This window comes from Alloalcanivorax sp. C16-1, from assembly GCF_046507805.1.
Taxonomy (GTDB): domain Bacteria; phylum Pseudomonadota; class Gammaproteobacteria; order Pseudomonadales; family Alcanivoracaceae; genus Alloalcanivorax.
Window position 1 is genome coordinate 531,717 of the sequence record NZ_JBKFTK010000001.1, and the last position, 26,229, is coordinate 557,945.

Here is a 26,229-nt window from a genome sequence, read left to right on the forward strand (position 1 = left end):
AGGACCGGGGCCAGGATATGGGCGCCGCCGTACCCTAACCGCTCCGCCAAGAAAATTCAGGGCCCGGTTCGCGCCACGCCCCTCAAACCCGGATGAGGGCCTGGAGAAAGGCGTCCGCCACCGGCGTCAGTTGCCGCGCGCGTGGATGCACCACGCACCAGGAGCGCTTCAGGGGCAGGCCCTCCACGATCAGCGTCACCAGCCGGCCGGCGTCCAGGTCGTCGGCGCAGGCTTCCCGGGGCAGCACCGCCAGCCCCAGGCCGGCGCGCACGCCGGCTTTGATGGCTTCCAGGGAGCCCAGCTGCTGGCAGCGGCGCGGGCGCAACCCACGGCTTTGATACAGCGCCTCGAACACCCGGCGACTGCCGGAGCCGGGCTCGCGGATCAGCAGCGGGAAATCCAGGAAACGATTCAGGGACACATCCCCCACCCCGGCCAGTGGATGGTCCGGCGGCGCCACCGCCACCAGCCGGTTTTGCCGGAACGGCACGAAACTCAGGCGCCGGTCGTCCGGCACCAGGCCCATGATGGTCAGGTCATGGCGGTCCTCGCGCAGGCTTTTCAGCGCCTCGCCGTGGTTCATGACCCGCATCCGCACTTCCACCTCCGGGTGCTGCCGGCAAAAGGCCGTGATCTGCCCGGGCATGAAGTATTGGGCGCTGGTCTCCACCGCCAGGGTCAGGGTGCCCTGCATCACCCCGCGCAGTTCCGCCAGCTCCATTTCCGCCTGACCCAGGCGCTGCATCAGGTCCTGGCCGGCCCGGCGCATGGCCTGGCCCGCCGGGGTCAGCGACAGCCGCCGGCCCACGTAATCGAACAGGGGTTCGCCGATCAGATCTTCCAGATTGCGCACCTGGGCGCTCACCGCCGGCTGGGTGAGGGCCAGCTCCTCGGCGGCGCGGGAATAGCTCTCCTGCTGGCACACGGTCAGAAAAATGTGCAACTGGCGCAGGGTCAGACGACTGAGGTAGGCGGTACTCATAGGATCAATAAATCGGGGCCAGAAAGTAAGCGAGCACTTACTTATAAACAATCAATTATATTTCCCCATAGTAATATCAATTTCTTTATCCCGCCATTTTCCCGCTACCGTGCCCTCACTGACGCCCCCAGGGGCCCTCGGGAGACGCAGCATGCCGATAAGAAAAATCCTCATCGCCAACCGCGGCGAGATCGCGGTGCGCATCGTGCGCGCCTGCGCCGAGCTGGGTATCCGCTCGGTGGCGGTGTTCACCGAACCGGACCGCTATGCCCTGCACGTGAAGCGCGCCGACGAAGCCTACAGCCTGGGCGACGACCCGCTGGCCGGCTATCTGAACCCGCACCACATCGTCAATATGGCGGTGCAGACCGGCTGTGACGCCCTGCACCCGGGCTACGGCTTTCTCTCGGAGAACGCGGAGCTGGCGGAAATCTGCGCCCAGCGCGGCGTGACCTTTATCGGCCCCTCGGCGGAGGTGATCCGCCGCATGGGCGACAAGACCCGCGCCCGCCAGGCGATGATCGACGCCGGCGTGCCGGTGACACCGGGCTCGGAAAACAACCTGAGCGGCCTGGACGAGGCCCGCCGGGAAGCGGAGCGGGTGGGCTACCCGGTGATGCTCAAGGCCACCTCCGGCGGCGGCGGCCGGGGTATCCGCCGTTGCGATAATGAGGAGGAGCTGGCGCGCAACTTCGATCGGGTGGTCTCGGAGGCCACCAAGGCGTTCGGCAGCGCCGATGTGTTTCTGGAAAAATGCATCGTCGACCCGCGCCATATCGAAGTGCAGATCCTGGCCGACCAGCACGGCAACACCATCCATCTGTTCGAGCGCGACTGCTCGATCCAGCGGCGCAATCAAAAGCTGATCGAGATCGCCCCGTCGCCGCAGCTCACCCCGGAACAACGCACCTATGTGGGCGACCTGGCGGTGCGCGCCGCCGAGGCGGTGGGCTACACCAACGCCGGCACCGTGGAGTTCCTGTTCACCGGCAACCAGGTGTACTTCATGGAAATGAACACCCGGGTGCAGGTGGAGCACACCATCACCGAGCAGATCACCGGGGTGGACATCGTGCGCGAACAGATCCGCATCGCCGCCGGCGACCCGCTGGCCTACCGGCAAAGCGATATCCGCCACCAGGGTTTCGCGCTGCAGTTCCGCATCAACGCGGAAGACCCGAAAAACAACTTCCTGCCCAGCTTCGGCCGCATCAGCCGCTATTACGCGCCGGGAGGCCCGGGGGTGCGCGTGGATACCGCCATCTACACCGGCTACACCATTCCGCCCTACTTCGACTCCATGTGCCTGAAGCTGATCGCCTGGAGCCTGACCTGGGAAGACGCCCTGGAACGGGCCAAGCGCGCCATCAACGACATGCGCCTGCAAGGGGTGAAAACCACCGCCCCCTACTACTTGAAGATTCTCGACGACCCCGGCTTCCGGAGTGGCCAGTTCGACACCGGCTATGTGGACGCCCACCCGGAACTGCTCGACTACTCCGAGAAGACCAAACCCGAAGAAATCGCGCTGGCCATCGCCACGGCAATCGCCGCTCACACCGGGCTTTAAGCGCAGGAGAACCGCCATGAACGCGAACAAAAGCAGAAAAATCGAAATCACCGACGTGGCCCTGCGCGACGGCCATCAGTCCTTGATCGCCACTCGCCTGCGCACCGAGGACATGCTGCCGATCTGCGAGCAGCTCGACGCGGTGGGCTTCTGGTCCCTGGAAGTGTGGGGCGGCGCCACCTTCGACGCCTGCGTGCGCTTCCTCAAGGAAGATCCCTGGGAGCGCCTGCGCCAGCTGCGCGAGGCCCTGCCCAACACGCGCCTGCAGATGCTGCTGCGCGGCCAGAACCTGCTCGGCTACCGCCACTACGGCGATGACGTGGTGGACGCCTTCGTGGAACGCGCCGCCGAAAACGGCATCGACGTGTTCCGCGTGTTCGACGCCATGAACGACCCGCGCAACCTGGAAACCGCCCTGCGCGCGGTGAAAGCCAACGGCAAGCACGCCCAGGGCACGCTCTGCTACACCACCGGTCCGGTGCACACCCCGGAGCGTTTCGTGGCCCTGGCCAGACAGCTGGCGGACATGGGCAGTGACTCCATCGCCATCAAGGACATGGCCGGCCTGCTCACTCCCTACGCCACCGGCGAGCTGGTGGCGGCCTTGAAGGACGCCGTGGACCTGCCGCTGTTTTTGCATTCGCACAGCACCTCCGGGCTGGCCACCATGTGCCAGCTGAAGGCCATCGAAAACGGCGTGGACCATATCGATACCGCCATGTCGCCGTTCGCCGGCGGCACCAGCCACCCGGCCACGGAATCCATGGTGGCGGCCCTCAAAGGCACGCCGTACGACACCGGTCTTGATCTGGAAAAACTGCAGCCCATCGCCGACTACCTCCGCGAGGTGCGCAAGAAGTACCACCAGTTCGAAAGCGACTACACCGGTGAGGACATCGGCGTGCAGGTAAACCAGGTGCCCGGCGGCATGATGTCCAACCTGGCCAACCAGCTGAAGGAACAGGGCGCCCTGGACAAGATCGACCAGGTGTTCGCGGAAATACCCCGGGTGCGCCAGGACCTGGGCTACCCGCCCCTGGTCACGCCCACCTCGCAGATCGTCGGCACCCAGGCGGTGATGAACGTGCTCGCCGGCGAGCGCTACAAGACCATCACCAACGAGGTGAAGCGCTACCTGCTGGGCCACTACGGCGCCGCCCCGGCCAAGGTCGACGCCAGCCTGCAGCAGCGCGCGGTGGGTAACGAAGAAGTGATCGACGGGCGTCCCGCCGACCTGCTGCCCCGGGAACTGAACAAGCTGCGCGACGACATCGGAGAGCTGGCGCGTAACGAAGAAGACGTGCTCACCTTCGCCATGTTCCCGGACATCGGCCGCGCCTTCCTGGAGGAGCGCGCCGCCGGCACGTTGAAGCCCGAGCCCTTGCTGCCGGCGGACAGCATCCAGGGTGGCGGCGCCGAGGTCAGCGGCCAGCCCACCGAATTCATGATCGACGTGCACGGCGAAACCTACCAGGTGGCGATCACCGGCGTGGGCCTGAAGGGCAGCGACAAACGCCGATTCTTCCTGACCCTGGACGGTATGCCCGAGGAGGTGATCTTCGAACCGCTCAACGCCTACCAGAAAGGTGAAGGCGGCGGCCGCAAGCAGGCCGGCGGCCCCGGCGACGTGACCACCAACATGCCCGGCAACATCGTCGATGTGCTGGTCGCCGAAGGCGACGAAGTAAAAGCCGGCCAGCCGGTACTGGTGATCGAAGCGATGAAAATGGAATCCGAGGTGCAGGCCCCCACCGGTGGCACCGTGCGGGGAATCTTCGTGGCCAAGGGCGACCGAGTGACGCCGGGGGAAGTATTGATCGAAGTGCGCTGATTTTCCCGCTACGGGATTCGACTCCACCGGCGCCCGCCCGGGCGCCACCTTCACCGCCGCGACGTTGCCTTAACCGTCGCGGCGTTTTTTTAGGATTCTTTCAGGAATGGCAGCTCCACGTGGTAGCGGCGCGGATCATCCGGTGCCACCCATACGGTGAGCGGTTGGTTACCGAGCATCGGGCCCGGGTCCGCCCACAGCGCATCACTGCGAAACAGATGGGTCTCGCCACCCGCCGGGTCCCGCCATTGGCACACGATCCGGTAAGGATGGCGATGGTTAACGCTGATCGAACGGTCCAGCACCACTTCCACCGGCTCGGCGGCCACCTTCCGCCCATGCTTGCGCAACCAGGCCACCTTGCGCGCCTTCCATCTCGGCCACAGCAGCAGGCCGCCGCCGACAAGGCACAGAATCACGCCTAATACGCCGGCGATCAACGGCGCGCCCCATTGCGAGAAGAAACCTTGAAGACGCGCGTCCTCGCTGTGCCCCGGTGCGTACAGCACCTCCACCCGCTCGCCCACCGCATAGGCCGGCGGGCGGCTGCTCATATTGGGCACGAACACCACGCTCCGACCGTCCCGATCCCGGAAATGCACCTGCGGGCTGTACAGCACGTCGCCCTCACTGTCCCGCTTGGGCACCAGATCGGTGACCATGCCCGCGGCGGTCACCGTGGTCTCCAGAAAGCGCGCGCTGTTCCAGGCGGCGGTGCCGCCGCCGGCCAATGCCAGCACGCCGAACGCGAGCAGCCCGGCGCCCGCCACGGTGGTCACTTTCATGCGCAATGGTCTCCCCGATTCATGCCTTGTTTCGTATCGTTGCCCTGGTGGTTCGAGCGCGGCACTTTACCGGCTTACCCCGCGGGATGCCGAGCGGTAACGCACGAAAACGCTCCGTAAAGCAAGACCCGGAATCCACGGCAAAGAAAGTGCCACCGGTGTGTCACACGGCTCCAGTACTCTCCCGCGCTGATCCTTTACGCAGAACCCATGGGAGCCGACCGTGCCTTTCCAACTCCGTTTTTCCGCCCTAGCCGTCACCGGTTTGTCACTTTTCCTCGCCGCCTGCGGTGGCGATGATGACCACCACGGCGACGCCTCCGATGCCGCCAAACCTCTGAACCTGCAGGTGCTTTACACCAACGACCATCACTCTTACTTCGAAGGCCAGAGCTTCGACCTGAACCTGGACTACGACGCCAACCAGCCTGGCGGCGAAACCGTACGCCTGAGCCTCGGCGGCTTCCCCCGCATCATCACCGCCATGAACGACTACCGGGACGACCACACCCTGGTGCTCAACAACGGCGAGCTGAACGGCACCCTCTATTTCAGCCTGTTCAAGGGCGAGGTGGACTTCAAGGTATTCAATACCCTGGGCCTGGACGCCTACCAGCTCGGCAACCATGAGTTCGACGAAGGCGAAGCACATCTGCGCGACCTGCTGGAAACCGCCAACTTCCCGGTGATCACCGGCAACATCCGTCCCACCGTGGACAGCCCGCTGTTCAACAGCGACATCAAGCCCTACGTGGTCAAGGAAATCGACGGCGAGAAGGTGGCCGTGATCGGCGTGCTGAAAGTGGAGAAAACCCGGGAATCCTCGCTGGTCACCGACGCGGTGGAATTCGACGACGAGATCCTGTCCGTGCGCGACCATATCTATGCGCTGAAGGATCAGGGCATCAACAAGTTCATCGTGCTCAGCCACCTGGGCTATGAGTTCGATCAAGTGCTCGCCGAAAATGTGCGCGACATCGACGTGATCATCGGCGGCGACACCCACAACGTACTGGACTCCACTGGCGAACTGGCCGCCATGGGCCTGGAGGTGGACGGCGACTACCCCACCGTGGTTCAGGACCCGGACGGCAAGCCGGTGTACATCGTGCAGGCCTGGGAATACGCCAAGGGTCTCGGGCGGCTGAACATCGACTTCGACGCGGATGGCGTGGTCACCGACATCGACGGCAACATGGAACTGCTGGTGGGCGGGCCCTACCAGGTGCAGGACGCCGGCGGCGCCTGGGTCACCGCCGACGCGGACCAGACCGCCCGCATCAACGGCGTGATCGACGATCTCACCACCATCCGCACCGCCGAGGAATCCCAGCAAATCCTGGACATCCTGGCGCCCTATAAAGAGCAGATGGAAAGCTTCAAGCAGGAAACCCTGGGCCAGGTCACCGAACCGATGCCCTTCGAGCGCATCCCGGCGCCGTTCAACGCCGGCGACACGCCCACCGGCAGCTACGCCGCCTGGGTGGTGGCCGACGCCTTCCTGAAGTATCTGCCCAAGGCCGACGTGGCGATCCAGAACGCCGGCGGCGTGCGCGCGCCACTGAACGACGGCACCTTCACCGTGGCCAACGCTTACGACATCCTGCCGTTCTCCAACACCGTGGTCACCATCGATATGACCGGCGCCGAGATCGTCAAGGTGCTTAACGAAGGCCTGGACTACGCCCAGGGCATCTCCGCCTCCACCGGCGCCTTCCCCTACTCCGCCGGCCTGCGCTACGACGTGACGCTGGGCGCCCCGGAAGGCACCGGCATCGAAAACGTGGAAGTGCGCGACGACAACGGCAACTGGGCGCCCATCGTGGAAAGCGAAACCTACTCGGTGGCCACCAACTCCTTCACCGGCCAGGGCAAGGACGGCTACGTCACCTTCGGTGAGGTGCAGGCGGCGAACCCGGACGCCTTCGAAAACTCCAACGTCACCTACGTGGTGCCCCTGCTGGAGTACTTCCGCGAAGAACTGCCCGATCAGACCCTACCGGCGCTGGACCCGAACCAGTACAGCCTCAAGTCCGTCACCGACCTGCGCTAGCCAGAGCGATCAAGCCGGGCGGAGGTTTCCGCCCGGCTTTTTTCTTCTCAACAGCAGCGCCAGCGTGCCGAGCAGAACCACGGGCCCGATCGGACCGCCCCCGCCACCACTTCCGCCATCCGATTCAACGGCAGGGGCCGGCCGCTCGCCGATGCGCGCCTTGAGAACCGGACCGTTGCTTTCCTCATCCTGCTCATACCAGAGCACCATGGCGGTATCGTCCGCCAGCGCCACCTTGGTCAATGCGGAGCTTTCGAACAGCCCGGCATCGCTTCGCGCGATCACCGTCGGGTTGTCACGAACGGCCCGATGACCGTAGACCACCGTGGCATAACGCTCGCGGGCGCCATCGTCACGACTGTGCGTCCACGCCAGGATGGCGCCGTCGCCGGCGCCCGCATCCAGGTCCATCCGATCCGTGGACGATTCAAACGCGGTACCGCCGACCCGGGCCGAACCCGCCGCCGTGCCGTCCGCGCGCCAGCGCTGTATATGCTGGCTGTAGACCAGCTGCTGACCATCGTCTTCGCTTTGTAGCCAGGCGCCCAGGTAGCCGCCGTTCGCGGTGGCGTCCAGGCTCACCGAGCCCTGGTACAGGCCATCGGCATCGTGGGCGTTGTTGTCGAAGCGGAAGTCGCCGTCGCCGAGGGAATCCCCGGTCAGTCCGAAGCGTGACGCCAGTAGCACCGTGCCTGGGCCCTCCTGCTCGGACCAGACCGCCATGCCCGAGCTTTCCTGCAGCGCCACGGCCATGGGCAATGCTGATCCAACATTTTGACCACGCGTCATCGGACCGCCCACCGACGTGCCATCCTGACCACGCAGCTGCATCAGATACTTATCCTCAAGGCCGTACCACGCGCTCAGAACAGAAAGTCCTTGTTCATTCATTGCCACTTCAGGATTGCAATTGGAGCCAGCCCCTGGGTAAAAGAAAAGCTGGACAGGCGAGGCCGTACTATTGCTGTCTACCAACCGGAACTGCACAAACTGCCTGCATTCCGAGGCCCCCTCCGCGGATCCGCTATTCCAAACCGCGACACTATTACCGGCGGAGTTGGTGGCGATAACAGGATTAGAGAGGCGAGGATAGTTATCAGTGTCGAAGGTCTCGTCCATGATCAAAGCGTCGCCCAGCGGCTCGCCATTCCGATCGAAGCGGGCGACCCGCAAGGACTCGGTCTGCTCGGCGGCGTTGCGCTCCAGCCAGGTCACCGCGAAGTCGTTGTCCGGGAGCGCCGCCACGTCGAAGCCCACGAACCGTACACCCGCGTCAGCGGCGTACAGATTGACCGGCTCCCCCTCGTCCAACACCGAGGCCGCGCTCACGCCCGCGACGAAAGCGGCACCGACACCGATCACCAAAGAAAAAACCCGAAAACCGTTCCGCGCCATAAGGCGTCCCTCCCTGAAAACCAGATTCCAATGAATGGGCGGTCGCCTCTGAACGGGCGACCTGCATCCGTTCGAATCTAGCACAGACTGCACGAGAATACCCCGGCACCCGGGACACCCGCCGGGCGAAACCCGGTCATTGCCGCCGCCCCCAAAGCCGCCCGCAACCCGGCGTGAGCGGGTATGATGAGGGCGGGTGGCAACGCGGCCCGAACGAACAACAACGATAACGAAAGAGGGAGAGCCATGACTTTCTTCAAACGACTGCTGCCGGCGATTGGCCTGGCGGCCTTGGTGGGGTGCCAGCATGCAGCGCCGGTTGAACCGGCGGACGCCATCTGGCTGAACGGACCGATCATCACCATCGACGACGCGCACCCTCAGGCGGAAGCCGTGGCGGTGCGCGACGGGCGCATCGTGGCGGTGGGCAAACGCAAGGCGGTGTTGCGCTACCAGGGTGAAGCCACCGCCGTCCACGACCTGCAAGACCGCGCCCTGCTGCCCGGCTTCGTGGACGCCCACGGCCATGTGTTCTTCGTCGGCTTCCAGGCGATGAGCGCCAATCTTTTGCCGCCGCCGGATGGCGGCGTCACCGATGTGGCCTCCATGGTCGAAACCTTGAAAACGTTTTCCAGGGACTCGGTGCTGCGCGAGCAGTTCGGCCTGATCTACGGCTTCGGCTATGACGATTCCCAACTGGCCGAGCAACGCCATCCCACCCGCGCGGAACTGGACCGGGTAAGCACCGAGCAGCCGGTGCTGGTGATTCATCAGTCCGCCCACTTCGGCGTGGTCAACAGCGCCGGGCTCAAGCAACTGGGGATCACCGCCGACAGCGACAACCCCAAAGGCGGGGTGATCGGCAAGGACCCGGCCACCGGCGAGCCCAACGGGCTGCTGGAAGAGAACGCTTTCTTCATGGCCCTGGGCAAGCTGTTCCCGAAAATGAACCCGCAACAAGCCATCGCCATGCTGCGGGAGGGCGAGAAGCTCTACACCCGCTACGGCTACACCACGCTGCAGGACGGCCGCAGCGCGCCGATGCACGTCAAGATCGCCGAAGCGGCGGCCAACGCCGGGGCGCTGCGCGCGGACATCGTCTCCTACCCGGACATCCTTAATCCGGGGGTGGCGGAGCTGATGGTGCCGCCCTTCTATCACAACGTGGAGAGCACGCCGCAATACCACAACCACTTCCGCATCGGCGGCATCAAGCTGACCCTGGACGGCTCGCCCCAGGGCAAGACCGCCTGGCTCACCGAACCCTACTACCAGCCGCCGGAAGGCAAGGGCGCGGACTACGCCGGCTACGGCGTGGTGGACGACGACAAGGTGGTGGAGGTCTACACCCAGGCCCTGGAGAACCGCTGGCAGACCCTCACCCACGCCAACGGCGACCGGGCCATCGACCAGATGATCATGGGCTGGCGGGAAGCCGAGGCCCAGGTGCCCGGCGTGGACGTGCGCCCGGTGCTGATCCACGGCCAGACCCTGCGCAAGGACCAGATCCCGGCACTGCAGGAGCTGGGCATCTTCCCGTCCCTGTTCCCCATGCACACTTTCTACTGGGGCGACTGGCACCGGGATTCCGTGCTCGGCCCGGAGCGGGCGGAGAATATCTCCCCCACCGGCTGGCTGCGCGAGCGCGGGATGCGCTTCACCACCCACCACGACGCCCCGGTGGCGCTGCCGGATTCCATGCGCGTGCTCGACGCGACCGTGAACCGCACCACCCGCAGCGGCCGGGTGCTCGGCGAGAACCAGAAAGTGGACGTGATGACGGCGCTGAAAGCGATGACCCTGTGGTCCGCCTGGCAGCACTTCGAGGAAGACCGCAAAGGCTCCATCGAAGTGGGCAAACTGGCGGACTTCGTGGTGCTCTCGGACAACCCGCTCACCGTGGAACCGGCCACCCTGGTCGACCTGCGCGTGGAAGAAACCATCAAGGAAGGCGCGAGCATCTACCACCGCGCCGCCGACGATACCGCCGGCGTGCCGCCGGCCCTGGGCCTGGCACCGGCGCTGGCCGCTCATGCACATGATCATGCTCATGAACATGACCACTACGGCGGTGACGGCTGCTTCGCGCCGGGCCTGGAGGTGATTTTCCACCGCCTCACCGGCGCCGGGCATCCGGCCGAGGCCGGCGGCGACTCAGTCCAGCGGCCAGCTCATCAGTAAACGGCCGCCCACGCCGTGCAGGGTGGCGCCGTCCGCCGAGAAGCTCAGGTCCGCCAGGGCGCTGGCGGGGGGCGCCAGTGTCTTGGCCACGGCACCGGCACGGGGCCGCCACAGGGTGAGCGCGCCGCCGTCGTCGTACAGGGCCAGGTAGCGGCCATCCGGCGAGGCCGCCGCCAGCCGCACGCCGGTGGCGCCGGGCAGAACGATGGAAGCGAGCACGGTGCCCTTGTCGGTGTCCAGCACATGGACGCCGGCCCGGGCATCCGGGCCTTCCACGGCGAAGGCCGTGGCCAGCCAGCGGCCCGTCTCCGACACCGTGCCCGCGCCCGCCACCAGGGCGGTGCGCGGGTCCAGGCCGTCCGGATAGGTCACCGCCGGCGCCCCGGCCACACGCGACGGTACCGGGAAGGCGCGACGGGTCGCGCCGTCCTTCCAACTCAGCGCCGCCACGCCGTGATCGTCCTCCACCCACAGGCTGTCGCCGCCACCCAGCACCCGTAAGCGCCCGGACATGGCCGCCGCGCGCGGCACCGCCCGCCGAGGCGAGAGCGCCCCGTCCTGCCAGGCGCGTATTCCGTCCGCGCCCCGCTCCACGAGTTGCGACCGGTCGCCGGTGGCGACCCAGGCACCGCCCTGCAAAGCGCGGCGGCGGTCTTCCGGCAACGGCAGGTGCGTCACTTCGCCATCGTGATAACGAAACAGGGACGGCAGCGACTCACCGAAGATTCGACCGGAAAAATACACGCCGGAGGCTGTGTCCGTGAACCGGGCGGCGCCCTCCGCCGCCCGCCACAGCACCTGGACCTGTTGCGCCTCCGAGTCCAGGCGCCATAGCTCGGCGATCATACGGTCCTCGCCCTCCACCCGCGCCTGGCGGTCCACGCCCAGCAAAAAGGCGCCGTCACTCCCCGGCGCCATGGCTTTCAGTTGCAGGGCATCGTCGCTGCGCAGGTCCTGGACCCTCGGCTTCACCGGCGCGCCCGTCTTCTTGGGCGTTCGCCAGCGGGGCGCCGGCAGGGTCTCCGGCACCCGCATGTCAGGCACCCAGAGCGCCACCTCATCGGACAGGCGCAGCGCCTGCTCCGGCCAGTGGCCGGCCAGCGCCTCCAGGGTGGTGGTCAGCCAGGAGGCCGGTACCACGCATTGCCGCTTAAATTGAGGCGCCGCGCCCCAGTTACCCGCCACCGGTTCCGGCAGGGGAATGGACTGGCAGCGTTGCAGCACGATGGCGGACGCTGGCCGCCCGAGGATCGGGCTCAGGTCCAGCAGCCGGGCGGAGTCCGTCACCGGCACCTTGTCCTCCCGCCTTTCGTGGACGAAGCGCGCGCCCGCCAACCGGGCTGAAAAGCCGGGCAGGCCACGCATCCTTTCCGGGTCGGACGCCACATTGGCCAGCAAGCGCCGCTGGCGGGCGGCGCTTTCCGGTTCCGTCAGGGCGCCCTGGCTCACCGCCCGCCGCAGCGCCGGCGCCAGCCCCTGGTCCACCCAGGCACGGCGCGCCTCCGGGCTGGCCGCCAGCCACCAGCGGCGCCAGGGGTCGGGCCAGTCCGCCACCGTTTGCGGCGCCGTATCCAGCGTCCACCCAAGCCTGGCCCAGGCGGGCTCGATCACTTCAAGCACCGTCTCGTAGCCGGCGTCCACCAGCACCACCGCCCGCTCGGATGCAAAGCGACGGCCTTCGCCAAACACCACCACCGGCACCCGCAGCGCGGCGGGGGTGCGCGGCAAGAATGCCTCTCGCTCCGTGGACGCCCGCCAATCCGCGCGGCTTTTTTCCGGAAAGTCGCCGGCATCCGCCGGGGCCATGAACAAGGACATAGCGACTCCCGCGAGCGCTCCGACCAGGCTCCGCGCTTTCCGCGCCACCCGGCTCATGGTTGAGGCCTGGCCATCAGTTCAACGTCGAACGGTGCCGGATCGGTCCGGCGCATCCAGACACCCCGGAAGCCGTCCGCCTCCGGTTCCAGAATGAACATTTCCCGCCCCGCCGGCGTGTCGCCCCCCCACTTGAGAACCAGCGCCTCGTTTTTCCGGCCGGTCAGACGCAGGGGAATCGGCGTGCCCACGTTTCGGTAGGCGTAGGAACCACCGTCCTCGCCATCGAGAACCAGCACGATCCTGTGCCGGTCAATGCGCCCGAAATACACGCCCTTCTCGCCGTAGGTGCGTGGGCAGGATGTCCGGTCTCCGGCCAGGGCGCAGGCCCCGAAGTCGCTGAGCCAGGGCCGCAGCGTTTCGCCATCGCCGCCGGCTTGCAGCGGGCCCAGCTCATCCAGGGCCCGGTAAGCGCGGCCAAAACCGCACTGCCAGCTCACGTGCAGGCCGGCGTCATCGACGAAAAAATCCCAGGACGTTCGCGACTCCTTCAGAACGTCGAGACAGCTTTCGTAGTGCTCGCGCTGTACCTGGCGGTCCTCGTCGTCCAGCTCCGAAGGCGCCGACAGCACCGCGCGGATTTCGTCCCGCCACTGCCGCCGTACCCGCGCTTCGAAATCGCCGAGGCCGCCCTTGCTAAAGAAATCCGCCAGATCCAGGGGCCGGCCGGTACCGGCATCAAAGGTAAAGTGGCTTTGGTACTGAGTGTCGTAGGCGCCCAGGAAATCGCCGTCGATGGCCAGCGACAGATACGCCGGGGTGTTGCCGGTGACCTGATAATCCAGGCGGCGGATGCCCCAGCCGTGCGGGTCCGGGCCCACGCGCTCGAACGGCGCGATTTCCGTGGAGAACGGATAACGCTCCAGCACCTGAACCTGCAGCCAGGTATTGATGGCCTCCGCTTCCACACCGCCGGTTACCAGCGGAAAGCGGTACGCTTTCGCCTGTTCCGCATCGTCCAGGGGCAGGGGCGTGACCGACAAAGGCGCGGCCAGCGAGATCGGAGACAGTAGCAGCACCAGGGACAAAACGGAGCGAGCAGAAGATCGGGTATCGGCCATGATGGTAGAAGGGGCTCCGCCCCACCGGTCGGTTCGTTATCCAGAACCTACCCGGCGGGCGGGAGCGGCGCAATGCGGTGGCCCACGGAGCGTGAGCCGGGCCGCATTACCACCGCCAACCGATTACGGGTCCGCGCCGGGCCGTTACTCCAGCGCGCACTCGAACGAGGCCGCTTCCATCGGGTCGCCGCCATCGATATAGCGCGGCCAGGCCGGATAGTCGCACAGCGGCCGGGTGCGGCCCGGTGCGCCCACGGTGTCCGTGGTCACCTGATTCTCCGGCGCGCTGCCGTCTTCCACCCAGTCCTCCAGCGCGGTCAGCGAATCCCAGGTGGCGTTGAAGCTGAGGCTGGCCGCGTGGCCGAAGCCCGCCACTTCATAGAAGCGCACGAACGAATCCACTTTTTCCGCGCCCATCTGGTTCAGCAGCCGGCCGTAGTACATCTCGGTGGCGCGGGTGCTCACCAGCACATCCGACATGCCGTGGGCCAGCAGCAGCTTGCCGCCGCGTGCCTCGAACGCGGAGATATTGGTGCCCGCGTTCAGGCCCACGCTCAGCTCGCTGATGCGCTGGGCGTACTGCGGCGCCGGGTTGATCGGGTCCAGGTTGTAGGAGTTGAACGAGGCGTCCCGGGCCACGGAGTATTTCACCCACTGATCCACCAGCACGCTCAGGTAGGGCGCGTACTGGGGCATGTTCGGAAACACCGGCGCGGTGTAGCCGAAGTTCAGGAAGGTGATGGTGTTGCCGATCGGCGTGCTGGTGTCGATGCCCAGATCCGCGCCCCACACATTGGAGCCCGGGTAGCCGGTCTCGCCGCTGGCCAGCGGGAAGTTGAAGGTCACGCCCTGGTCCATGGCTTTCAGAGCGTTGATCTGCGCGTCGGACAAGCAGCTGTCGCCGTCGTCACCGCCGCCGGGGCAACGCAGCGGATTGCCGTTCACCATGGCCGTGGACGGGTCGAAGATGGCGTTGCACTGGCGCTGGTCATTGATCAGATCGTCCGCCAGCCCGTCCAGCTCGTCGCAGGCTTCCAGGGCCGCGTCCAGCAGCAATTGCCGCTTGGCGAAGCTCGGGTAAGCGCCGGGCTGGGACAGGGCGCGACTGTAATGCTGACCGGCCAGCAGCGCTTCCGCGTCGTTCCAGGCCGGGTACCAGGCGATGGCCCCGTCCCAATCGTCCGGCCAGCGCTGGATGCTGGTCAACGCCTCGCGGCCGCCGGTGGAACCGCCGGCGAAATAGCTGTGCGCCGGCGCGCTGCCGTAGCGCTGCTTGATAATGAACAGGGAGGCGTCGCGGGTTTTCTTCAGCGCATCGCCGGCGAAGTTGTCCACCGCCTCGTCGTTGAGCCCCCAGCGGCCATCCTGGGAACCGTAGGCGTTGGCCTGGTGCCCGGAATCGCTGGCGAAGGTGGCGTAGCCGCGCGCCACCGGCAGCGGCTGGTCCACCGCGCCCTGGGCGATGTTGCCGGTGATATTGGGGATGGAACCGTTGAAACCGCCGCCGCCGAACATCAGCGCTTTCTTGTTCCAGTCGGCGGGCAGGGCCACCTTGAACAGAATGTCCGGCGCCGCCGGGTCCACCGGCGCGATGCGGCCCTCCACCAGACAGTGCTCCGGCAGCGCCGCCGCGCCGCTGCCGCTGGCGGCCACCACCGTGGCCGCCGTCACCTCACCGCCGGAGGTCGCCAGCGCGAACGCATCGGCGGGAATCGCCAGCCCGGGCAACTGCTCGCAGCTTAAGGATTGGGGTTGTTCGACGTCATCGTGGTCGCTATCGCCACCGCAGCCCACCAGGGCCAGGGCGGACAAACCGCACAGAGTGATGCCCAGCCGTTGCAGGCCGTTTGTTGTTTTCATGATGCTCTCCCGGTGTTGTCGTTATTGGTCGGGTTGTCTGTCTTGGCACCGTGCCCGGCGCCGATGGGCGCGCGGGAGCGATGTTGGCCCATCATAGACCGGGCCGGTCCTGTATTCACTCGAACGTTAGTGAGTAAACAATAAGACGCGCCACGGCGATGGCTTTCTCCCGTCTTAACGTGTCGGAGCCGCTACCCCTCGCGCGCCCTCAAACCCAAAACCAGCCGGGCCGCGTCCTTGGAGGGCGCCAGGCCAAAGGCCCTGGCGTACTCCCGGCTGAACTGGGTGGGGCTCTCGTAGCCCACTTCGTGGGCCGCGCGGGTGACGCTGTAGCCGGCGGCCACCAGCAGGGTGCGCGCCTGCAATAAGCGCAACTGCTTCTGGTACTGCAGCGGGCTGAGGTTGGTCACCGCCTTGAAGTGGCGATGAAACGCGGACAGGCTCATGGCCGCTTCCTGCGCCAGCGTGTCCATGCGCAGTGGCCTCGTGTACTCCCGACGCAGCCGCTGAATTGCCCGGTGCACCCTTGCCAGGGCGCTGTCCGGCGTGGCGATGTCGCGCAACATCCAGCCCATGGGCCCCCGCAATACGCGATAAAGAATTTCCCGTTCGTAAGCGGGCGCCAAGGCAGGTATATCTTCCGGGCTTCGCATCAAACGCAGCAGGCGCACCCAGGCGCCCAACAGTTCCGGGGTGGTCGCCGCCACCGAAAAGGCACGCTCCGGACCAGCCTGTCCGGCAGGATCGGGCAGATCCGCCAACAGCTCCGTCAGAATTCGCGAGTCCAGGGTCAGGCTCACCGCGAGATAGGGTTCACCGGACGCGGCCGCATGCACCACCCCCGCCGCCGGCAGATCCACCGACATCACGAAATAGGTGGCGGGATCATAATGCAGCGTTTGCCCGCCGACCGTCATCGACTTACCACCCTGCAAAATCAGATTGATCATCGGATCATACACGGCGGCGAGCTGATGTTCGGGGATCTCGCCCTGGACCATGGCCACCCGGGGAATGCCGGTCTCGGTGCGGCGGTTTTGCGCGTGGGCGGCCAGCGCCCGCAGTTCGTTCAGGGAGTCGTTCATCCGCTTATTGGACGCTGGCGCCGCCGTCGGCACAAGCGGAAAAGCAGAAACAGGCAGGCTTCAAACAGGAACCGGTGAGCCCGGTCTCCGGCGCCGCCCTATCGTGTAACCACCCCCTTGTCCCCATCAGGAGACACCATGCTCGATCACATCTTCGTATCCGTCAGCGACCCGGACCGCTCCATCGCCTTCTACACCCGGGCGCTGGCGCCGCTGGGCATCGTCAACCGCCACGACTACGACGGCAAGGACGGCCCGCCGGGCCACCCGGACCTGAAAGGCTTCGGCGCCCACGGGCGCATGTTCTTCTGGCTGCGCCACGGCAGCGTGGACGCCCGCGCCGTCCACATCGGCTTTGTCGCCGACAGCCAGGCCCAAGTGGACGCCGCCTACACCGCCGCCATGGCCGCCGGCGGCACCGACAATGGCGCTCCCGGCCCGCGTCTGCACTACGACCCACGCTATTACGCCGCCAACGTGCTCGACCCGGACGGCTACAGCCTGGAGTTCGTGTACAAAAGCTGGCAGCACTGAACGTCGCCGGGCCCGGGTTTCAGGCGGGCACCGCCTGGCACACCACTTCCACATTGACGCCGTCCGGGTCCAGCACATAGGCAGCGTAATAGTGATCGTGATAATGCGCCCGAACCCCCGGCGCGCCGTTGTCGTCCCCACCCGCCGCCAGCGCCGCGTCATGGAAGGCGTCGACCACGGAACGCTCCGCCGCCGCGAACGCCACATGGGTGCCCGCCCCGGCCTGCTCGTTATCGTGCACCCACAAACGGGGATAACCGTCCCTGCCGAAGCCGTGGCGCGTGCCGCTGCTGCGGGTGCGCTCCGGCCCGACCGTGATAAGGCGGGTCATGCCCAGCGGCGCCAGCGCCTGCTCATAAAAACGGCGCGACACCTCGGCGTCGCGCACGGCGAATTCCACATGATCCAGTAACGTCATAAGGCTGTCCGTCTGAAGGTAGCGTTTCGGAGGCCGGCCCATCGCCGGCCCGTCCATTGTGCCCCATCCTCTGCCTGCGCCACTGGCCGAAAACGGGCGAAACCCTGCCTGATCGTCGCGGCAACCTGATGTCCGTTATCCGATCCCGGGCATCGCCACATACCCCGGCAGGTTCTTGATGCGTTCCATCCAGGCGCGGATGGCCGGGTACGGCTTCAGGCTCACGCCACCTTCCCAGCCCAGAGCGATGTAGGGAAACACCGCGCACTCGGCGATGGTCGGCCGGCCCAGGGCCAGCCATTGATGCTCGCTCAGGTGCCGTTCGATCAGCGGCAACACCCGGTCGCTCACGGCCAGCGCCCGCGCCTTATCTAGCGGGTAGCCGAACTTGTCGATCAGCCGCGCCGCATTGGGGCCTGCGTGGATTTCATTGGCGGCAGTGGAGAGCCACTGCATCACCTCGCCCTGGTGGGCCGGGCTGTCCGGCCACCACTGGTGGCCGCCGTAACGGCGCGCCAGATAGACCAGGATCGCCTGGGAATCGCGCAGCAACACGTCGCCGTCCTGCAACACCGGCACCTGGGCCCACGGGTTCAGATCGATAAACGGCGACTGCTGGTGCTCGCCGGCGGCCAGATCCACCGGCACCAGCTCCAGCTCGATGCCCACCAGAGCGGCGAACAGGCGCACCTTGTAGCAGTTACCGGACAATTCCATATCGTACAGTTTCATGGCGGGACTCCTTACTCGGTTTCCGGAAGCAGCTGGTTGAACTCCAGCACGTTGCGATCCGGGTCGCGGATAAACAGGGTGATGCGGCGCGGGCCCAGACGATGGATGCCCTCGGTGATCTCGATGCCTGCCTGGTCCAGCCAATCCTTCAGGGCATACAGGTCGTCCACCACGAACGCCGGATGGGTCACGCCCGGCAGCTTCACCGGCTCGTCCAGCAGCACGTTGCGGCCATGGGGCAACCGCGTGCCGTTGAAAATCAGATTGATGCGCACGCCACCCGGCGTCTCCATCTCGTTGGCCTCGAACCGCTCGAAGCGGCGCACCTCCGTGAACCCGAGCTGCTCGTAGAACGCCACTGCCTCCTGGCGATCGCTGACCCGGATGCCCACATGGTCGTACTCGCGAATGGGCTGCGGTTGTTTCATCACTGGCTCCCTCTGTGAAACGGAAGCCCAGTACACGCCTTTCTTTAATTTCAATAAATGGCGCCAACCTGTTAGCTTTATTCAGCTTTTCGCAAAGATGGAGCCGCGCGCCTCCCATGGACAAACTCAAAGCCATGAGCACCTTCGTCGCCATCGTCGACCAGGGCAGCCTCTCCGCCGCCGGTGACAAACTGGACCGCTCCCCCGCCGCCATCGTCCGCACCCTCGCCGGCCTCGAACAGCACCTGGGCGTGCGCCTGCTCAACCGCAGCACCCGCCGCCTCGCCCTCACCGACGAAGGCCGCGACTACCTGCAACACTGCCGCCAGATCCTCGCCGACATCCACACCGCCGAAGCCCGCCTCGACAGCCACCGCAGCGAACCCGCCGGCACCCTCTCCATCACCGCTCCGGTAATGTTCGGCCACCTCCACCTCACCCCCCTGCTCAACCAGTGGCTCAAACAACACCCGCACATGCGCGCCGAACTCACCCTCCTCGACCGCGTCACCGACCTGCTCGAAGAAGGCTTCGACCTCGCCCTGCGCATCGGCCACCTCGCCGACAGCACCCTCATCGCCCGCCCGCTCGGCCACACCGGCTACGTCCTCTGCGCCAGCCCCGACCTCATCGAACAGAAGAGCCAACCCCAGCACCCCCAGGACCTCGCCCACTGGCCTACCGTCTGCTTCGCCCCCGCCGGCAGCACCTGGCACTTCCAGGTGGACGGCAAACCCTGGCCCCAACGCATCGACCCACTCATCCGCGCCAACCAGGTCGACACCCAACTCGCCGCCGCCCGCGACGGCCTCGGCCTCTGCCGCGTGCTCAGCTACCAGGCCCAACACGACTTCAAGCGCGGCACCCTGGTGCCCGTGCTCAGCGACTACAACCCGCCGCCGCTGCCGGTGCAGTTCGTGTTTCCGCACAGCAGGCTGCTGTCGCCGCGGGTGCGGCATTTTATCGAGGCGGTGGAGGGGGCGTTGAAGGAGCGTTTGGCGGAGGCGGCCGGGGATGAGGGTTAGCGCGGGGCGGGAAGTGCCACGACCGTGAGGTCATCGCTCAGACGTGCGAAATCATCCACGTTGACCGTGACGATGGGTAAATCATTTGCCAAGCCGGTTGCTGCAATCATCATATCCGAGAAGAGACGACTATCCCGACGCGCCTCTCGAATATAAGGGCCGCGTAAGCGCGCCATGATTTCAGCCTCATGACGGCCAAAAGGAACGACTTCCGCCCGCGCTGTGACCAAACTCGCTTGCCAGCGGCACTCTTCCATGACGTCCGGATCTTTTTGTGCCAAGGGGCGATGTACGCCCGCCCATAGTTCTTGAATACTCACCGCAGCCACCATCGGACGTTCAATGGCACTCAAGGAGTCAGGCAGGCGCTGATAACACCAGGGCAAAAGCGCGCAGGTGTCGAAGAGGAGACGGTCAGTCACCGTGACGAATCAGCTCTAGATCGCGAGCGGCTTGCTCATAGATCCTGCGATACGCTTCATCGCTGACGGTACGGCGCTCCAAAGGAAGAGTGGTTTTAACCAGCGACTCTTCTTCCTCGGCCGATGAGTACTTCGCCTTCTCTTCGCGAACACTCATAGCACCGCTCGTACCAGCGGCTTTCGCACGCTCTTGCCAATCTTCAGGGCTCAGTATCGTTGCCATCGTGAAGCACCTCCTAAGCAGACCGTCAGCCTATCACACCACCTAAGTAGAGCTGCAGACCTGAGTAACCACACACTTACACCAAATACTAAAGCCGCCGACCGGCAAGGCGGCGGTGCGGGCGGCTTGGGCCGGCGACATAACTGGACATGGAGTGGGACGCCGGACGAGTTCGGCGTTAAAGCCTCGGTGGATGCACCGGGGCTTCTCGCTTTCTGTGTTCTGAGCCGTTAAACCTGATTCCTGCCAGTCGTCAACCTTGCAGGCGCAACCGAACCGAGGCCTCGACATCGCGGGCCACCCGAATCATCGCGGCCACCAGCGATTCGTCAACTTCCAGATGGCCTTCGTACTCAGCCAGATTCGTTTCCGGTGGGCTTGGTCCAGCACCCGCCACTGAACGTTCGGCAAATCCGCCGTGTGCTTGAGACACTGAAAGATCAGATAGCGGCTTTCCGAGCGGTAGCCCTGCAAGCGGAGGGCGGTAAGCGCCAGGGCATGGGCCGCGTTGTAGGCCAGATCGAAACGGCTCTCCAGGCTCAGACTTTCCTGCTCGGCGTCGCCCAGTCGGCGCTGCCCAGAGAGGAACAGGCCGTTGAGTTCGGCCTGGGCGGGCGGTTCATGTTTGAGCTGGCCGGTGCGGGCCAGATTCTCCAGAGGATCGGAAGTCATCGGGTAAGCGTCCTTGCAACAGTATCGTGTCCCCTGAAAGCACCTTATGCAGGAACGGATTGCCGTCCCGCAGCCGCTTCTCGAACTCCGCGTTGGTGTACAACGTCGGATTAATCGGCCGCCCCAAGGTGCTCTCCACATCGGCCAGCATCCCGTAGGCCGATTCAAGAGTCAGGGTATCGGACACCAGCAGCAGGTCAATATCGCTCGCCGCCGTCGCCCCGCCCTTCGCCACCGAGCCGTAGACCAGCGCCAGATCAATGGCCTCCGGAGAGGCTGCCAGCGCCCCCCGCAGCGGTTCAACCAGGCCCACCGTCTTGCGGATCAGGGCCACCAACTCGGCATAGATCGGCGATTCCGGATTGGCCTGATAGTGCTTCTGGTTGCCCACCCGAAACACCCGGACCAGCCCACTATCGGCCAGCTTCTTCAGCTCCCGCTGCACCCCGCCGGAGCCCATACCCAGCAGGCCGATAACCTCGGCGCCGAAGAAGCTCCGCTCCGGCTGGCCGAACAGCAGCCCCAGCACTCGCTGCTGAGTGTTGGAGAACAAGGCATCGGCCAGGGAGAGGCGGCCGGGATTGGTTTCGATACCGTGATTTATACCCATAATGGGTAACTATAAACCCAATATGAGTATTTTCTTATGAGAAAACTCATATTGAGTCCCCAGAACCCCAAATTGGGTACCCAGCCAGCAACAGCGCTCAAACACCGCCCCGCCTACTTCCAGTACAAAGGACAATCGGCTCACGCTCGGTCGCCTCGGTATCGTGCGCCACCTCCGCCCGCAGCCAATAACCACGGGACAGGCCGAAGAAACGACACAGCCGCAGATCCGTATCCGCGGTGATGGCGCACTTGCCGGCGACGATATCGCCGATGTGCTGCGCAGGTACGCCGATTTCCTTGGCGAGGCGATTATTGCGGAAGAGACACAAATTATTGCTTACCCAATAGCGATATCGTAAAAGGGATAAAAAAACACTGACAAGGAAAAGTTGGGGGATGTTATGGCTACTCGAAGAGCCAATATTCTTATTCTGTGCAAGACCTACCCATCACCGAGCAAGCGATACGCTGAAACATCCTGCGTGGCCGGCATGGAAGAGACCGGGCGCCTGATCCGGCTTTATCCCGTTCCTTTCCGGTTCCTCACCGAGGAGCAGAAATTCAGAAAATGGCAATGGATCAACGCAAGGATCGAAAAGACCAGGGACGATCATCGCCCGGAAAGTCATCGCATCTACGTCGACGACCTGGAGCGTCAAGAGCCGCTTTCTACACGCCAAGGCTGGCTAGAACGCCGGCAAGCGATACAATCAATCCCCATCTTTAGCAGCTTCGATGATCTGGAGCGCGCCCGAGTAGAACAAGACATCTCACTCGGCTTACTCCGCCCCAAGAAATTGGTGGAGTTGGAAATTAACCCCACCAAGGAAAAGGACTGGACGGCGGAGGAGCTGGATAAATTGATGCAGCTCCAGAAACAAGGTGAGCTTTTTCAAGAGACCCGAAGCAGCGTTCGTGTTCTCCAGAAGATCCCCTTTGATTTTCACTACCACTACGAGTGCAAAACCCCGGCGGGACCACAAATTCATAAGAACAAAATCGTGGACTGGGAAGTCTGCGCCCTGTATCGAAAACTCATCGCGCAACACGGGCCGCAAGGCTGGCAAGCACCGTTCCGGGATAAGTTAATGCGCCAATTGGGTGAAACCGACTTGCTCTTTCTAATGGGCAACATGCACCGGCACAGGCATCAGTGGCTGATCGTCAGCCTGATCTATCCACCTAAAGAGCCGCAGCAGACTCTTTTCTGATCGAGAGATGATCGATAGTGAGGCGAGGCTGAATCTGCTGGCTCGCCTCTGCCACCAGGCGACGATGGCAGAAGGTGGCGTCCGCCTCGAAGCAGATCAGGCAGGAATACGTAGCACGCGACTGATCCACCACCTGATTCAGGGCTGTCTCCTGACTCTGGATGTAACGCAGAAAGTCCTTCTCATACCGGGACCAGTCGCCATCAAGCTTGTATTGCTCCCGGATCGGCTTGGGGCACCCCAGCTCCCGGATATGGCGGTAGGCAATACCGGCCTCTGCCAGCTTTTCGGAGAACGCCGTCTTGGAAAAGCCCCGTTTACGGGAAATCGGATACTGGCGCACATCAATGATCTGGTCGACACCGGCCTCTCTGAGACCCTGCACGAAGGCCTCGATATCAACGCCTTCATAACCGGCGGTGTAGAGCAACATAGTATTTACCTGCGGAATGACAGCACTTCTGGCAGAGCATTGTCCATGGGCCAACGGCCCCTGTCCATGTCCGATCTCTTACCCCGCAAGCTGCCTGAGATTTACGCTCACGAGCCGGGGAGCCGGGATTCTGCGAAGTTTAGGAGCCCCCCTCAGCGGCTTTTGCAATCTGTACCAGCCGGGCGTTAAAGCTCACGGCATCCCTCGCGTAATGGGCCCTACGATGACAGTTCGGGCACAGCGCAACCACATTCTCGGGATGGTCCGGCCCACCATCGGCCACACGGTGAAGGTGGTGGCACTCAAGATAAGGACCTTGTGACGAGGAAAACGGCGCCGGCTGGGCACAGCCCTCGCAATAGCCTTTGGCACGCGCCAACGCATAGCGGCGAATCGCTTCGGCCCGGTAGTAGGCAACTCGCATTCGAGTCTGTGGCTCGGCGGTGCTAACGGCCTTAGGGAGCGCCGCATCCCGAAGCTGCGCCAGCGAATAGCGCTTCAGCCTATCTGTATCGCTAGGGTCGTAGAGCGGCCGAGCCTCCCGCACGGACGAGGAAGGAGGCGACGAATTCACATCGAGATGAAACACCAAGGCCTGACGCAGCTTACCATCCCGGTCAGGCCGCTCTTCCTGGTGGTAACCAATACAGTCCGCCTGCCCGATATAACGAACGTACCCACGGCGCGTGTATTCGAAGAGGTGCAACGTCTTACCATCTTGCTGATGATGAGCAATGGCGCGATTGCCGCCGGTGAGCACCATGTCCCCGACTTGCCCCGCCCCGGTATAGAAAAAGACGCCCTCTTTGAATTCGTCCGTGTAACCGTGCCGACCGCCGGTCTCTGAAACGAACAGGAACACATAGGGCGCGTTCTTTGGTGTGGAGATACCGCCTTGCTGCTGTCCGCCATACACCTCGTGAATCTGCGAACGGCGGTGATACTCTTTCCCCACTTCAAACACTGCGCTTCCCCAAGCCAACTGACTACCTGGACGCCCGGACCAGAGCCAGAGCGTCGACGATTATTGTTCGTCAGGGATCATAACGGGTATGCGCTCTTCATTGCAGCCCTGCAACGCAGGGATTCGCATTAGTGATATATGCAAGTAGAGGAAGTAACTAGAGTGCGCCAGAGCCCTTCCGCAGGAAAGAAGCGGCGAGGAGGGCATCAAAGGTTCGAACTGAAGGGCAGGCTCGACCTTATCTGACCTTCACAAAGGGGGTCTGTAAAGCCGGAAAAATGATCTTATCCAATGCGCAAAGAGCCAATTTACATATGATCGGACGTGATCAAATAAACACCATCTTCATCAATAAGATTGGCTGTGATTGAGACTATAAAGTCCGTGTTATCGTCAAAGTTATCTTTGGCATCCTACTCGGTATCGGCGGTGTGGAGATGATCGCCGATTGCGACTTGCGTCACACCGCATATTATCTCATCGCCCTCTTCACCGATTAGGCGGAAAATAATCGGTTCTTTCTGATAATACCACCAACTTCACCAAAAGCCCCCCCGCAAAGAAAATGCTAATCGAAACAAGATCACCGGTTGATCAGAAAACTTTTTACATGCCAGGGAAGATCCAAAAGCTTTGCGTCTGATTCGTAACAGTACTGATGAGTGCAAATCATTATCTTGAGAGGGATTTTTCATATTTTAAGGCGGCGACCTCTTCAATATATATCGCCGGACACTTACCCATGTCACTCCAGGATTCATGTGATATTTTCCTCTTCCCGGCTTCGCTATCCACGAGAGACCGTTACGCAAAGGCTCTCATAGGAATCAGCATCAAAAGCATGCTATTAATTCACCAGACTTATGATTCTTTGAGAACAAAGATAAGTAGACTTTGCTGCAAGATGGAGCAAGAAAAGAAAGAAGCCTCGGCGCATAGCAAATCAAACACTTCTTAGTACTTAGGGCGGAGACGGACCACGTAACTCTCGGGAGCAACTTCGTAAGTGTCGGAAAGGAAAAAGTCGATCCACTCTCGAATAATCTGCCACTGCTTGTCTCTAGCCTGCCCATCAAAATCAGACCTCATGGAACCTACCAGATACTCACCCTTTTGATCGCTGATTCTAGCAGGTATTTGCTTAACAATTTCCCTAACGCCCCCCATATTGACGATGGCCAGAGCCACATAATTTCTAAAGCTCTCCTCATCCAGACCTTCTGGAACAGATAGCACATCTAAATCCAGTCTAGCGTCTTCCGCAACTCCTTCTGCAAGCTTTTGATATCGTCCAGCATAAGTAGCGTAAAGAGCACTGGGAACGGCACACTCAGGCAGCCACCATTCCAACGGATTCTCAACCGTCATTTCATCAGCCACCATGGCCGCCTCTGGAAGCGCACCCCTTAATTCAGCAGCTTGTTCGTTTACTGATTCATACTCAGCGAAGGTGGCCTCTCTCGCGCAATCCAATTTTGCCAAAAGGTTACTGACCTCTTGTTCAGATCGGGATACCCCAAAAAGCATTTCAATATTCGACGCCGGCGCCCACCCTAAAGCTTTTGAGGTTAAGTTCGCCGAACCGATGAGACATTTCTCATCTGAGACATACATCTTAGCGTGAAGGTTATCCAGGAGGCCGAGAAAGGAGTTCTCGCGCTTCCGAATTAGTTCAAAAACCTCCAAATCCGACACTCCCAACGCAATTTCGCCGGGGAGCCACCGGGTTATAACTTTTAATGATACCTGAGGGTTAACTACCTTAATAAGTGCAGCGAGAACACCTTTCTTAATAAATGGAGCGCAAAGGATGACCTCGCTTCGAGCCTCCGAAATATGCTGAACCAATCGCTCTCCGTCCGCGCGCATACCCCCTC

25 protein-coding genes are annotated in these 26,229 nt (G+C 63.5%); 7 read left to right on the plus strand and 18 right to left on the minus strand.

What is annotated here, in order from left to right; genetic code table 11:
- Positions 1-82 precede the first annotated feature (82 nt).
- A complete protein-coding gene (locus tag ACLD0W_RS02595; RefSeq protein WP_410305947.1) occupies positions 83-982 on the minus strand; it encodes a LysR family transcriptional regulator in 900 nt (299 codons plus the stop codon).
- A 151-nt stretch (positions 983-1,133) separates the two neighbouring features.
- Here ACLD0W_RS02595 and ACLD0W_RS02600 point away from each other — a divergent pair, with 151 nt between their 5' ends.
- Both ACLD0W_RS02600 and oadA read left to right on the plus strand, forming a co-directional pair.
- The gene (locus ACLD0W_RS02600) at positions 1,134-2,552 is read left to right on the plus strand and encodes an acetyl-CoA carboxylase biotin carboxylase subunit (RefSeq protein WP_410305948.1); all 1,419 of its coding nucleotides are present in this window, start codon (positions 1,134-1,136) and stop codon (positions 2,550-2,552) included.
- 16 nt (positions 2,553-2,568) lie between these two features.
- Positions 2,569-4,383, plus strand: coding sequence for a sodium-extruding oxaloacetate decarboxylase subunit alpha (oadA, locus tag ACLD0W_RS02605; protein ID WP_410305949.1), 1,815 nt, complete (start codon positions 2,569-2,571; stop codon positions 4,381-4,383).
- A gap of 89 nt (positions 4,384-4,472) precedes the next feature.
- Here the strand turns inward: oadA and ACLD0W_RS02610 are convergent, their stop codons facing one another.
- Positions 4,473-5,168: a DUF3592 domain-containing protein gene (locus ACLD0W_RS02610; protein WP_410305950.1), complete on the minus strand. Its 696-nt coding sequence runs from the start codon at positions 5,166-5,168 to the stop codon at positions 4,473-4,475.
- 223 nt (positions 5,169-5,391) lie between these two features.
- On the opposite strand from ACLD0W_RS02610, the gene ACLD0W_RS02615 reads away from it, so the two are divergent.
- The gene (locus tag ACLD0W_RS02615) at positions 5,392-7,221 is read left to right on the plus strand and encodes a 5'-nucleotidase C-terminal domain-containing protein (RefSeq protein ID WP_410305951.1); all 1,830 of its coding nucleotides are present in this window, start codon (positions 5,392-5,394) and stop codon (positions 7,219-7,221) included.
- A 9-nt stretch (positions 7,222-7,230) separates the two neighbouring features.
- On the opposite strand, the gene ACLD0W_RS02620 is transcribed toward ACLD0W_RS02615, so the two are convergent.
- A complete protein-coding gene (locus ACLD0W_RS02620; protein ID WP_410305952.1) occupies positions 7,231-8,616 on the minus strand; it encodes a hypothetical protein in 1,386 nt (461 codons plus the stop codon).
- Between the two features lie 246 nt (positions 8,617-8,862).
- On the opposite strand from ACLD0W_RS02620, the gene ACLD0W_RS02625 reads away from it, so the two are divergent.
- Positions 8,863-10,797, plus strand: a complete 1,935-nt coding sequence (locus tag ACLD0W_RS02625; protein ID WP_410305953.1) for an amidohydrolase — start codon at positions 8,863-8,865, stop codon at positions 10,795-10,797.
- Here ACLD0W_RS02625 and ACLD0W_RS02630 read toward each other — a convergent pair.
- The 4 genes from ACLD0W_RS02630 to ACLD0W_RS02645 form a co-directional block, all read right to left on the minus strand.
- Complete coding sequence (locus tag ACLD0W_RS02630) at positions 10,771-12,615, minus strand: WD40 repeat domain-containing protein (protein WP_410305954.1); 1,845 nt, start codon at positions 12,613-12,615, stop codon at positions 10,771-10,773. The two genes, ACLD0W_RS02625 and ACLD0W_RS02630, sit on opposite strands and share 27 nt — an antisense overlap.
- Positions 12,616-12,668: 53 nt before the next feature.
- Positions 12,669-13,733: a hypothetical protein gene (locus tag ACLD0W_RS02635; protein WP_410305955.1), complete on the minus strand. Its 1,065-nt coding sequence runs from the start codon at positions 13,731-13,733 to the stop codon at positions 12,669-12,671.
- A gap of 144 nt (positions 13,734-13,877) precedes the next feature.
- Positions 13,878-15,593 carry a tannase/feruloyl esterase family alpha/beta hydrolase gene (locus ACLD0W_RS02640; protein ID WP_410305956.1) on the minus strand — a complete coding sequence of 572 codons (1,716 nt, stop codon included), beginning with the start codon at positions 15,591-15,593 and terminating at the stop codon, positions 13,878-13,880.
- Between the two features lie 191 nt (positions 15,594-15,784).
- Positions 15,785-16,678 carry an AraC family transcriptional regulator N-terminal domain-containing protein gene (locus tag ACLD0W_RS02645; protein WP_410305957.1) on the minus strand — a complete coding sequence of 298 codons (894 nt, stop codon included), beginning with the start codon at positions 16,676-16,678 and terminating at the stop codon, positions 15,785-15,787.
- Positions 16,679-16,816: 138 nt separating this feature from the next.
- On the opposite strand from ACLD0W_RS02645, the gene ACLD0W_RS02650 reads away from it, so the two are divergent.
- On the plus strand, positions 16,817-17,212 hold the full coding sequence (locus ACLD0W_RS02650) for a VOC family protein (RefSeq protein ID WP_410305958.1): 396 nt from the start codon (positions 16,817-16,819) through the stop codon (positions 17,210-17,212).
- Positions 17,213-17,231: 19 nt separating this feature from the next.
- On the opposite strand, the gene ACLD0W_RS02655 is transcribed toward ACLD0W_RS02650, so the two are convergent.
- From ACLD0W_RS02655 to ACLD0W_RS02665, 3 genes are all read right to left on the minus strand, one after another.
- Positions 17,232-17,630, minus strand: coding sequence for a VOC family protein (locus ACLD0W_RS02655; protein ID WP_410305959.1), 399 nt, complete (start codon positions 17,628-17,630; stop codon positions 17,232-17,234).
- 135 nt (positions 17,631-17,765) lie between these two features.
- Positions 17,766-18,362 carry a glutathione S-transferase family protein gene (locus ACLD0W_RS02660; protein WP_410305960.1) on the minus strand — a complete coding sequence of 199 codons (597 nt, stop codon included), beginning with the start codon at positions 18,360-18,362 and terminating at the stop codon, positions 17,766-17,768.
- 11 nt (positions 18,363-18,373) lie between these two features.
- Positions 18,374-18,790 (minus strand): VOC family protein, encoded by a 417-nt coding sequence (locus ACLD0W_RS02665; RefSeq protein WP_262730139.1) that lies wholly within the window; start codon positions 18,788-18,790, stop codon positions 18,374-18,376.
- A 14-nt stretch (positions 18,791-18,804) separates the two neighbouring features.
- Here ACLD0W_RS02665 and ACLD0W_RS02670 point away from each other — a divergent pair, with 14 nt between their 5' ends.
- A complete protein-coding gene (locus ACLD0W_RS02670) occupies positions 18,805-19,815 on the plus strand; it encodes a LysR family transcriptional regulator (RefSeq protein WP_410305961.1) in 1,011 nt (336 codons plus the stop codon).
- On the opposite strand, the gene ACLD0W_RS02675 is transcribed toward ACLD0W_RS02670, so the two are convergent.
- The 5 genes from ACLD0W_RS02675 to ACLD0W_RS02695 all read right to left on the minus strand — a co-directional run bounded on the left by ACLD0W_RS02675 (position 19,812) and on the right by ACLD0W_RS02695 (position 22,073).
- Positions 19,812-20,237, minus strand: a complete 426-nt coding sequence (locus ACLD0W_RS02675) for a PIN domain-containing protein (RefSeq protein WP_410305962.1) — start codon at positions 20,235-20,237, stop codon at positions 19,812-19,814. The two genes, ACLD0W_RS02670 and ACLD0W_RS02675, sit on opposite strands and share 4 nt — an antisense overlap.
- Positions 20,230-20,460, minus strand: coding sequence for a hypothetical protein (locus ACLD0W_RS02680; protein WP_228232062.1), 231 nt, complete (start codon positions 20,458-20,460; stop codon positions 20,230-20,232). Before ACLD0W_RS02680 ends, ACLD0W_RS02675 begins: the two co-directional genes overlap by 8 nt.
- 306 nt (positions 20,461-20,766) lie before the next feature.
- On the minus strand, positions 20,767-21,132 hold the full coding sequence (locus ACLD0W_RS02685; protein WP_410305963.1) for a hypothetical protein: 366 nt from the start codon (positions 21,130-21,132) through the stop codon (positions 20,767-20,769).
- A complete protein-coding gene (locus ACLD0W_RS02690; protein ID WP_410305964.1) occupies positions 21,080-21,742 on the minus strand; it encodes a nucleotidyltransferase domain-containing protein in 663 nt (220 codons plus the stop codon). The genes ACLD0W_RS02685 and ACLD0W_RS02690 overlap by 53 nt, the downstream gene beginning before the upstream one ends.
- A gap of 97 nt (positions 21,743-21,839) precedes the next feature.
- Entirely contained in the window at positions 21,840-22,073 is a 234-nt protein-coding gene (locus tag ACLD0W_RS02695; protein ID WP_203103138.1) for a HigA family addiction module antitoxin, read from the minus strand.
- Between the two features lie 72 nt (positions 22,074-22,145).
- Between ACLD0W_RS02695 and ACLD0W_RS02700 the strand changes: the two genes are divergently transcribed.
- Positions 22,146-22,955 (plus strand): hypothetical protein, encoded by an 810-nt coding sequence (locus ACLD0W_RS02700; RefSeq protein ID WP_410305965.1) that lies wholly within the window; start codon positions 22,146-22,148, stop codon positions 22,953-22,955.
- On the opposite strand, the gene ACLD0W_RS02705 is transcribed toward ACLD0W_RS02700, so the two are convergent.
- The 3 genes from ACLD0W_RS02705 to ACLD0W_RS02715 all read right to left on the minus strand — a co-directional run bounded on the left by ACLD0W_RS02705 (position 22,927) and on the right by ACLD0W_RS02715 (position 26,200).
- Entirely contained in the window at positions 22,927-23,388 is a 462-nt protein-coding gene (locus tag ACLD0W_RS02705; protein ID WP_410305966.1) for a DUF488 family protein, read from the minus strand. The two genes, ACLD0W_RS02700 and ACLD0W_RS02705, sit on opposite strands and share 29 nt — an antisense overlap.
- Before the next feature lie 139 nt (positions 23,389-23,527).
- Positions 23,528-24,352: an HNH endonuclease gene (locus ACLD0W_RS02710; protein WP_410305967.1), complete on the minus strand. Its 825-nt coding sequence runs from the start codon at positions 24,350-24,352 to the stop codon at positions 23,528-23,530.
- A 954-nt stretch (positions 24,353-25,306) separates the two neighbouring features.
- Entirely contained in the window at positions 25,307-26,200 is an 894-nt protein-coding gene (locus tag ACLD0W_RS02715) for a phospholipase D family protein (protein ID WP_410305968.1), read from the minus strand.
- Positions 26,201-26,229 lie beyond the last annotated feature (29 nt).

Excerpts from the sequence above, each read along its gene's own strand:
- ACLD0W_RS02595 (WP_410305947.1), bottom strand. The coding sequence starts at position 982 with ATGAGTACCGCCTACCTCAGTCGTCTGACCCTGCGCCAGTTGCACATT.
- ACLD0W_RS02600 (WP_410305948.1), top strand. The coding sequence starts at position 1,134 with ATGCCGATAAGAAAAATCCTCATCGCCAACCGCGGCGAGATCGCGGTG.
- oadA (WP_410305949.1), top strand. The coding sequence starts at position 2,569 with ATGAACGCGAACAAAAGCAGAAAAATCGAAATCACCGACGTGGCCCTG.
- ACLD0W_RS02610 (WP_410305950.1), bottom strand. The coding sequence starts at position 5,168 with ATGAAAGTGACCACCGTGGCGGGCGCCGGGCTGCTCGCGTTCGGCGTG.
- ACLD0W_RS02620 (WP_410305952.1), bottom strand. The coding sequence starts at position 8,616 with ATGGCGCGGAACGGTTTTCGGGTTTTTTCTTTGGTGATCGGTGTCGGT.
- ACLD0W_RS02625 (WP_410305953.1), top strand. The coding sequence starts at position 8,863 with ATGACTTTCTTCAAACGACTGCTGCCGGCGATTGGCCTGGCGGCCTTG.
- ACLD0W_RS02630 (WP_410305954.1), bottom strand. The coding sequence starts at position 12,615 with ATGTCCTTGTTCATGGCCCCGGCGGATGCCGGCGACTTTCCGGAAAAA.
- ACLD0W_RS02635 (WP_410305955.1), bottom strand. The coding sequence starts at position 13,733 with ATGGCCGATACCCGATCTTCTGCTCGCTCCGTTTTGTCCCTGGTGCTG.
- ACLD0W_RS02640 (WP_410305956.1), bottom strand. The coding sequence starts at position 15,593 with ATGAAAACAACAAACGGCCTGCAACGGCTGGGCATCACTCTGTGCGGT.
- ACLD0W_RS02645 (WP_410305957.1), bottom strand. The coding sequence starts at position 16,678 with ATGAACGACTCCCTGAACGAACTGCGGGCGCTGGCCGCCCACGCGCAA.
- ACLD0W_RS02650 (WP_410305958.1), top strand. The coding sequence starts at position 16,817 with ATGCTCGATCACATCTTCGTATCCGTCAGCGACCCGGACCGCTCCATC.
- ACLD0W_RS02655 (WP_410305959.1), bottom strand. The coding sequence starts at position 17,630 with ATGACGTTACTGGATCATGTGGAATTCGCCGTGCGCGACGCCGAGGTG.
- ACLD0W_RS02660 (WP_410305960.1), bottom strand. The coding sequence starts at position 18,362 with ATGAAACTGTACGATATGGAATTGTCCGGTAACTGCTACAAGGTGCGC.
- ACLD0W_RS02665 (WP_262730139.1), bottom strand. The coding sequence starts at position 18,790 with ATGAAACAACCGCAGCCCATTCGCGAGTACGACCATGTGGGCATCCGG.
- ACLD0W_RS02680 (WP_228232062.1), bottom strand. The coding sequence starts at position 20,460 with ATGGCAACGATACTGAGCCCTGAAGATTGGCAAGAGCGTGCGAAAGCC.
- ACLD0W_RS02685 (WP_410305963.1), bottom strand. The coding sequence starts at position 21,132 with ATGACTTCCGATCCTCTGGAGAATCTGGCCCGCACCGGCCAGCTCAAA.
- ACLD0W_RS02690 (WP_410305964.1), bottom strand. The coding sequence starts at position 21,742 with ATGGGTATAAATCACGGTATCGAAACCAATCCCGGCCGCCTCTCCCTG.
- ACLD0W_RS02700 (WP_410305965.1), top strand. The coding sequence starts at position 22,146 with ATGGCTACTCGAAGAGCCAATATTCTTATTCTGTGCAAGACCTACCCA.
- ACLD0W_RS02705 (WP_410305966.1), bottom strand. The coding sequence starts at position 23,388 with ATGTTGCTCTACACCGCCGGTTATGAAGGCGTTGATATCGAGGCCTTC.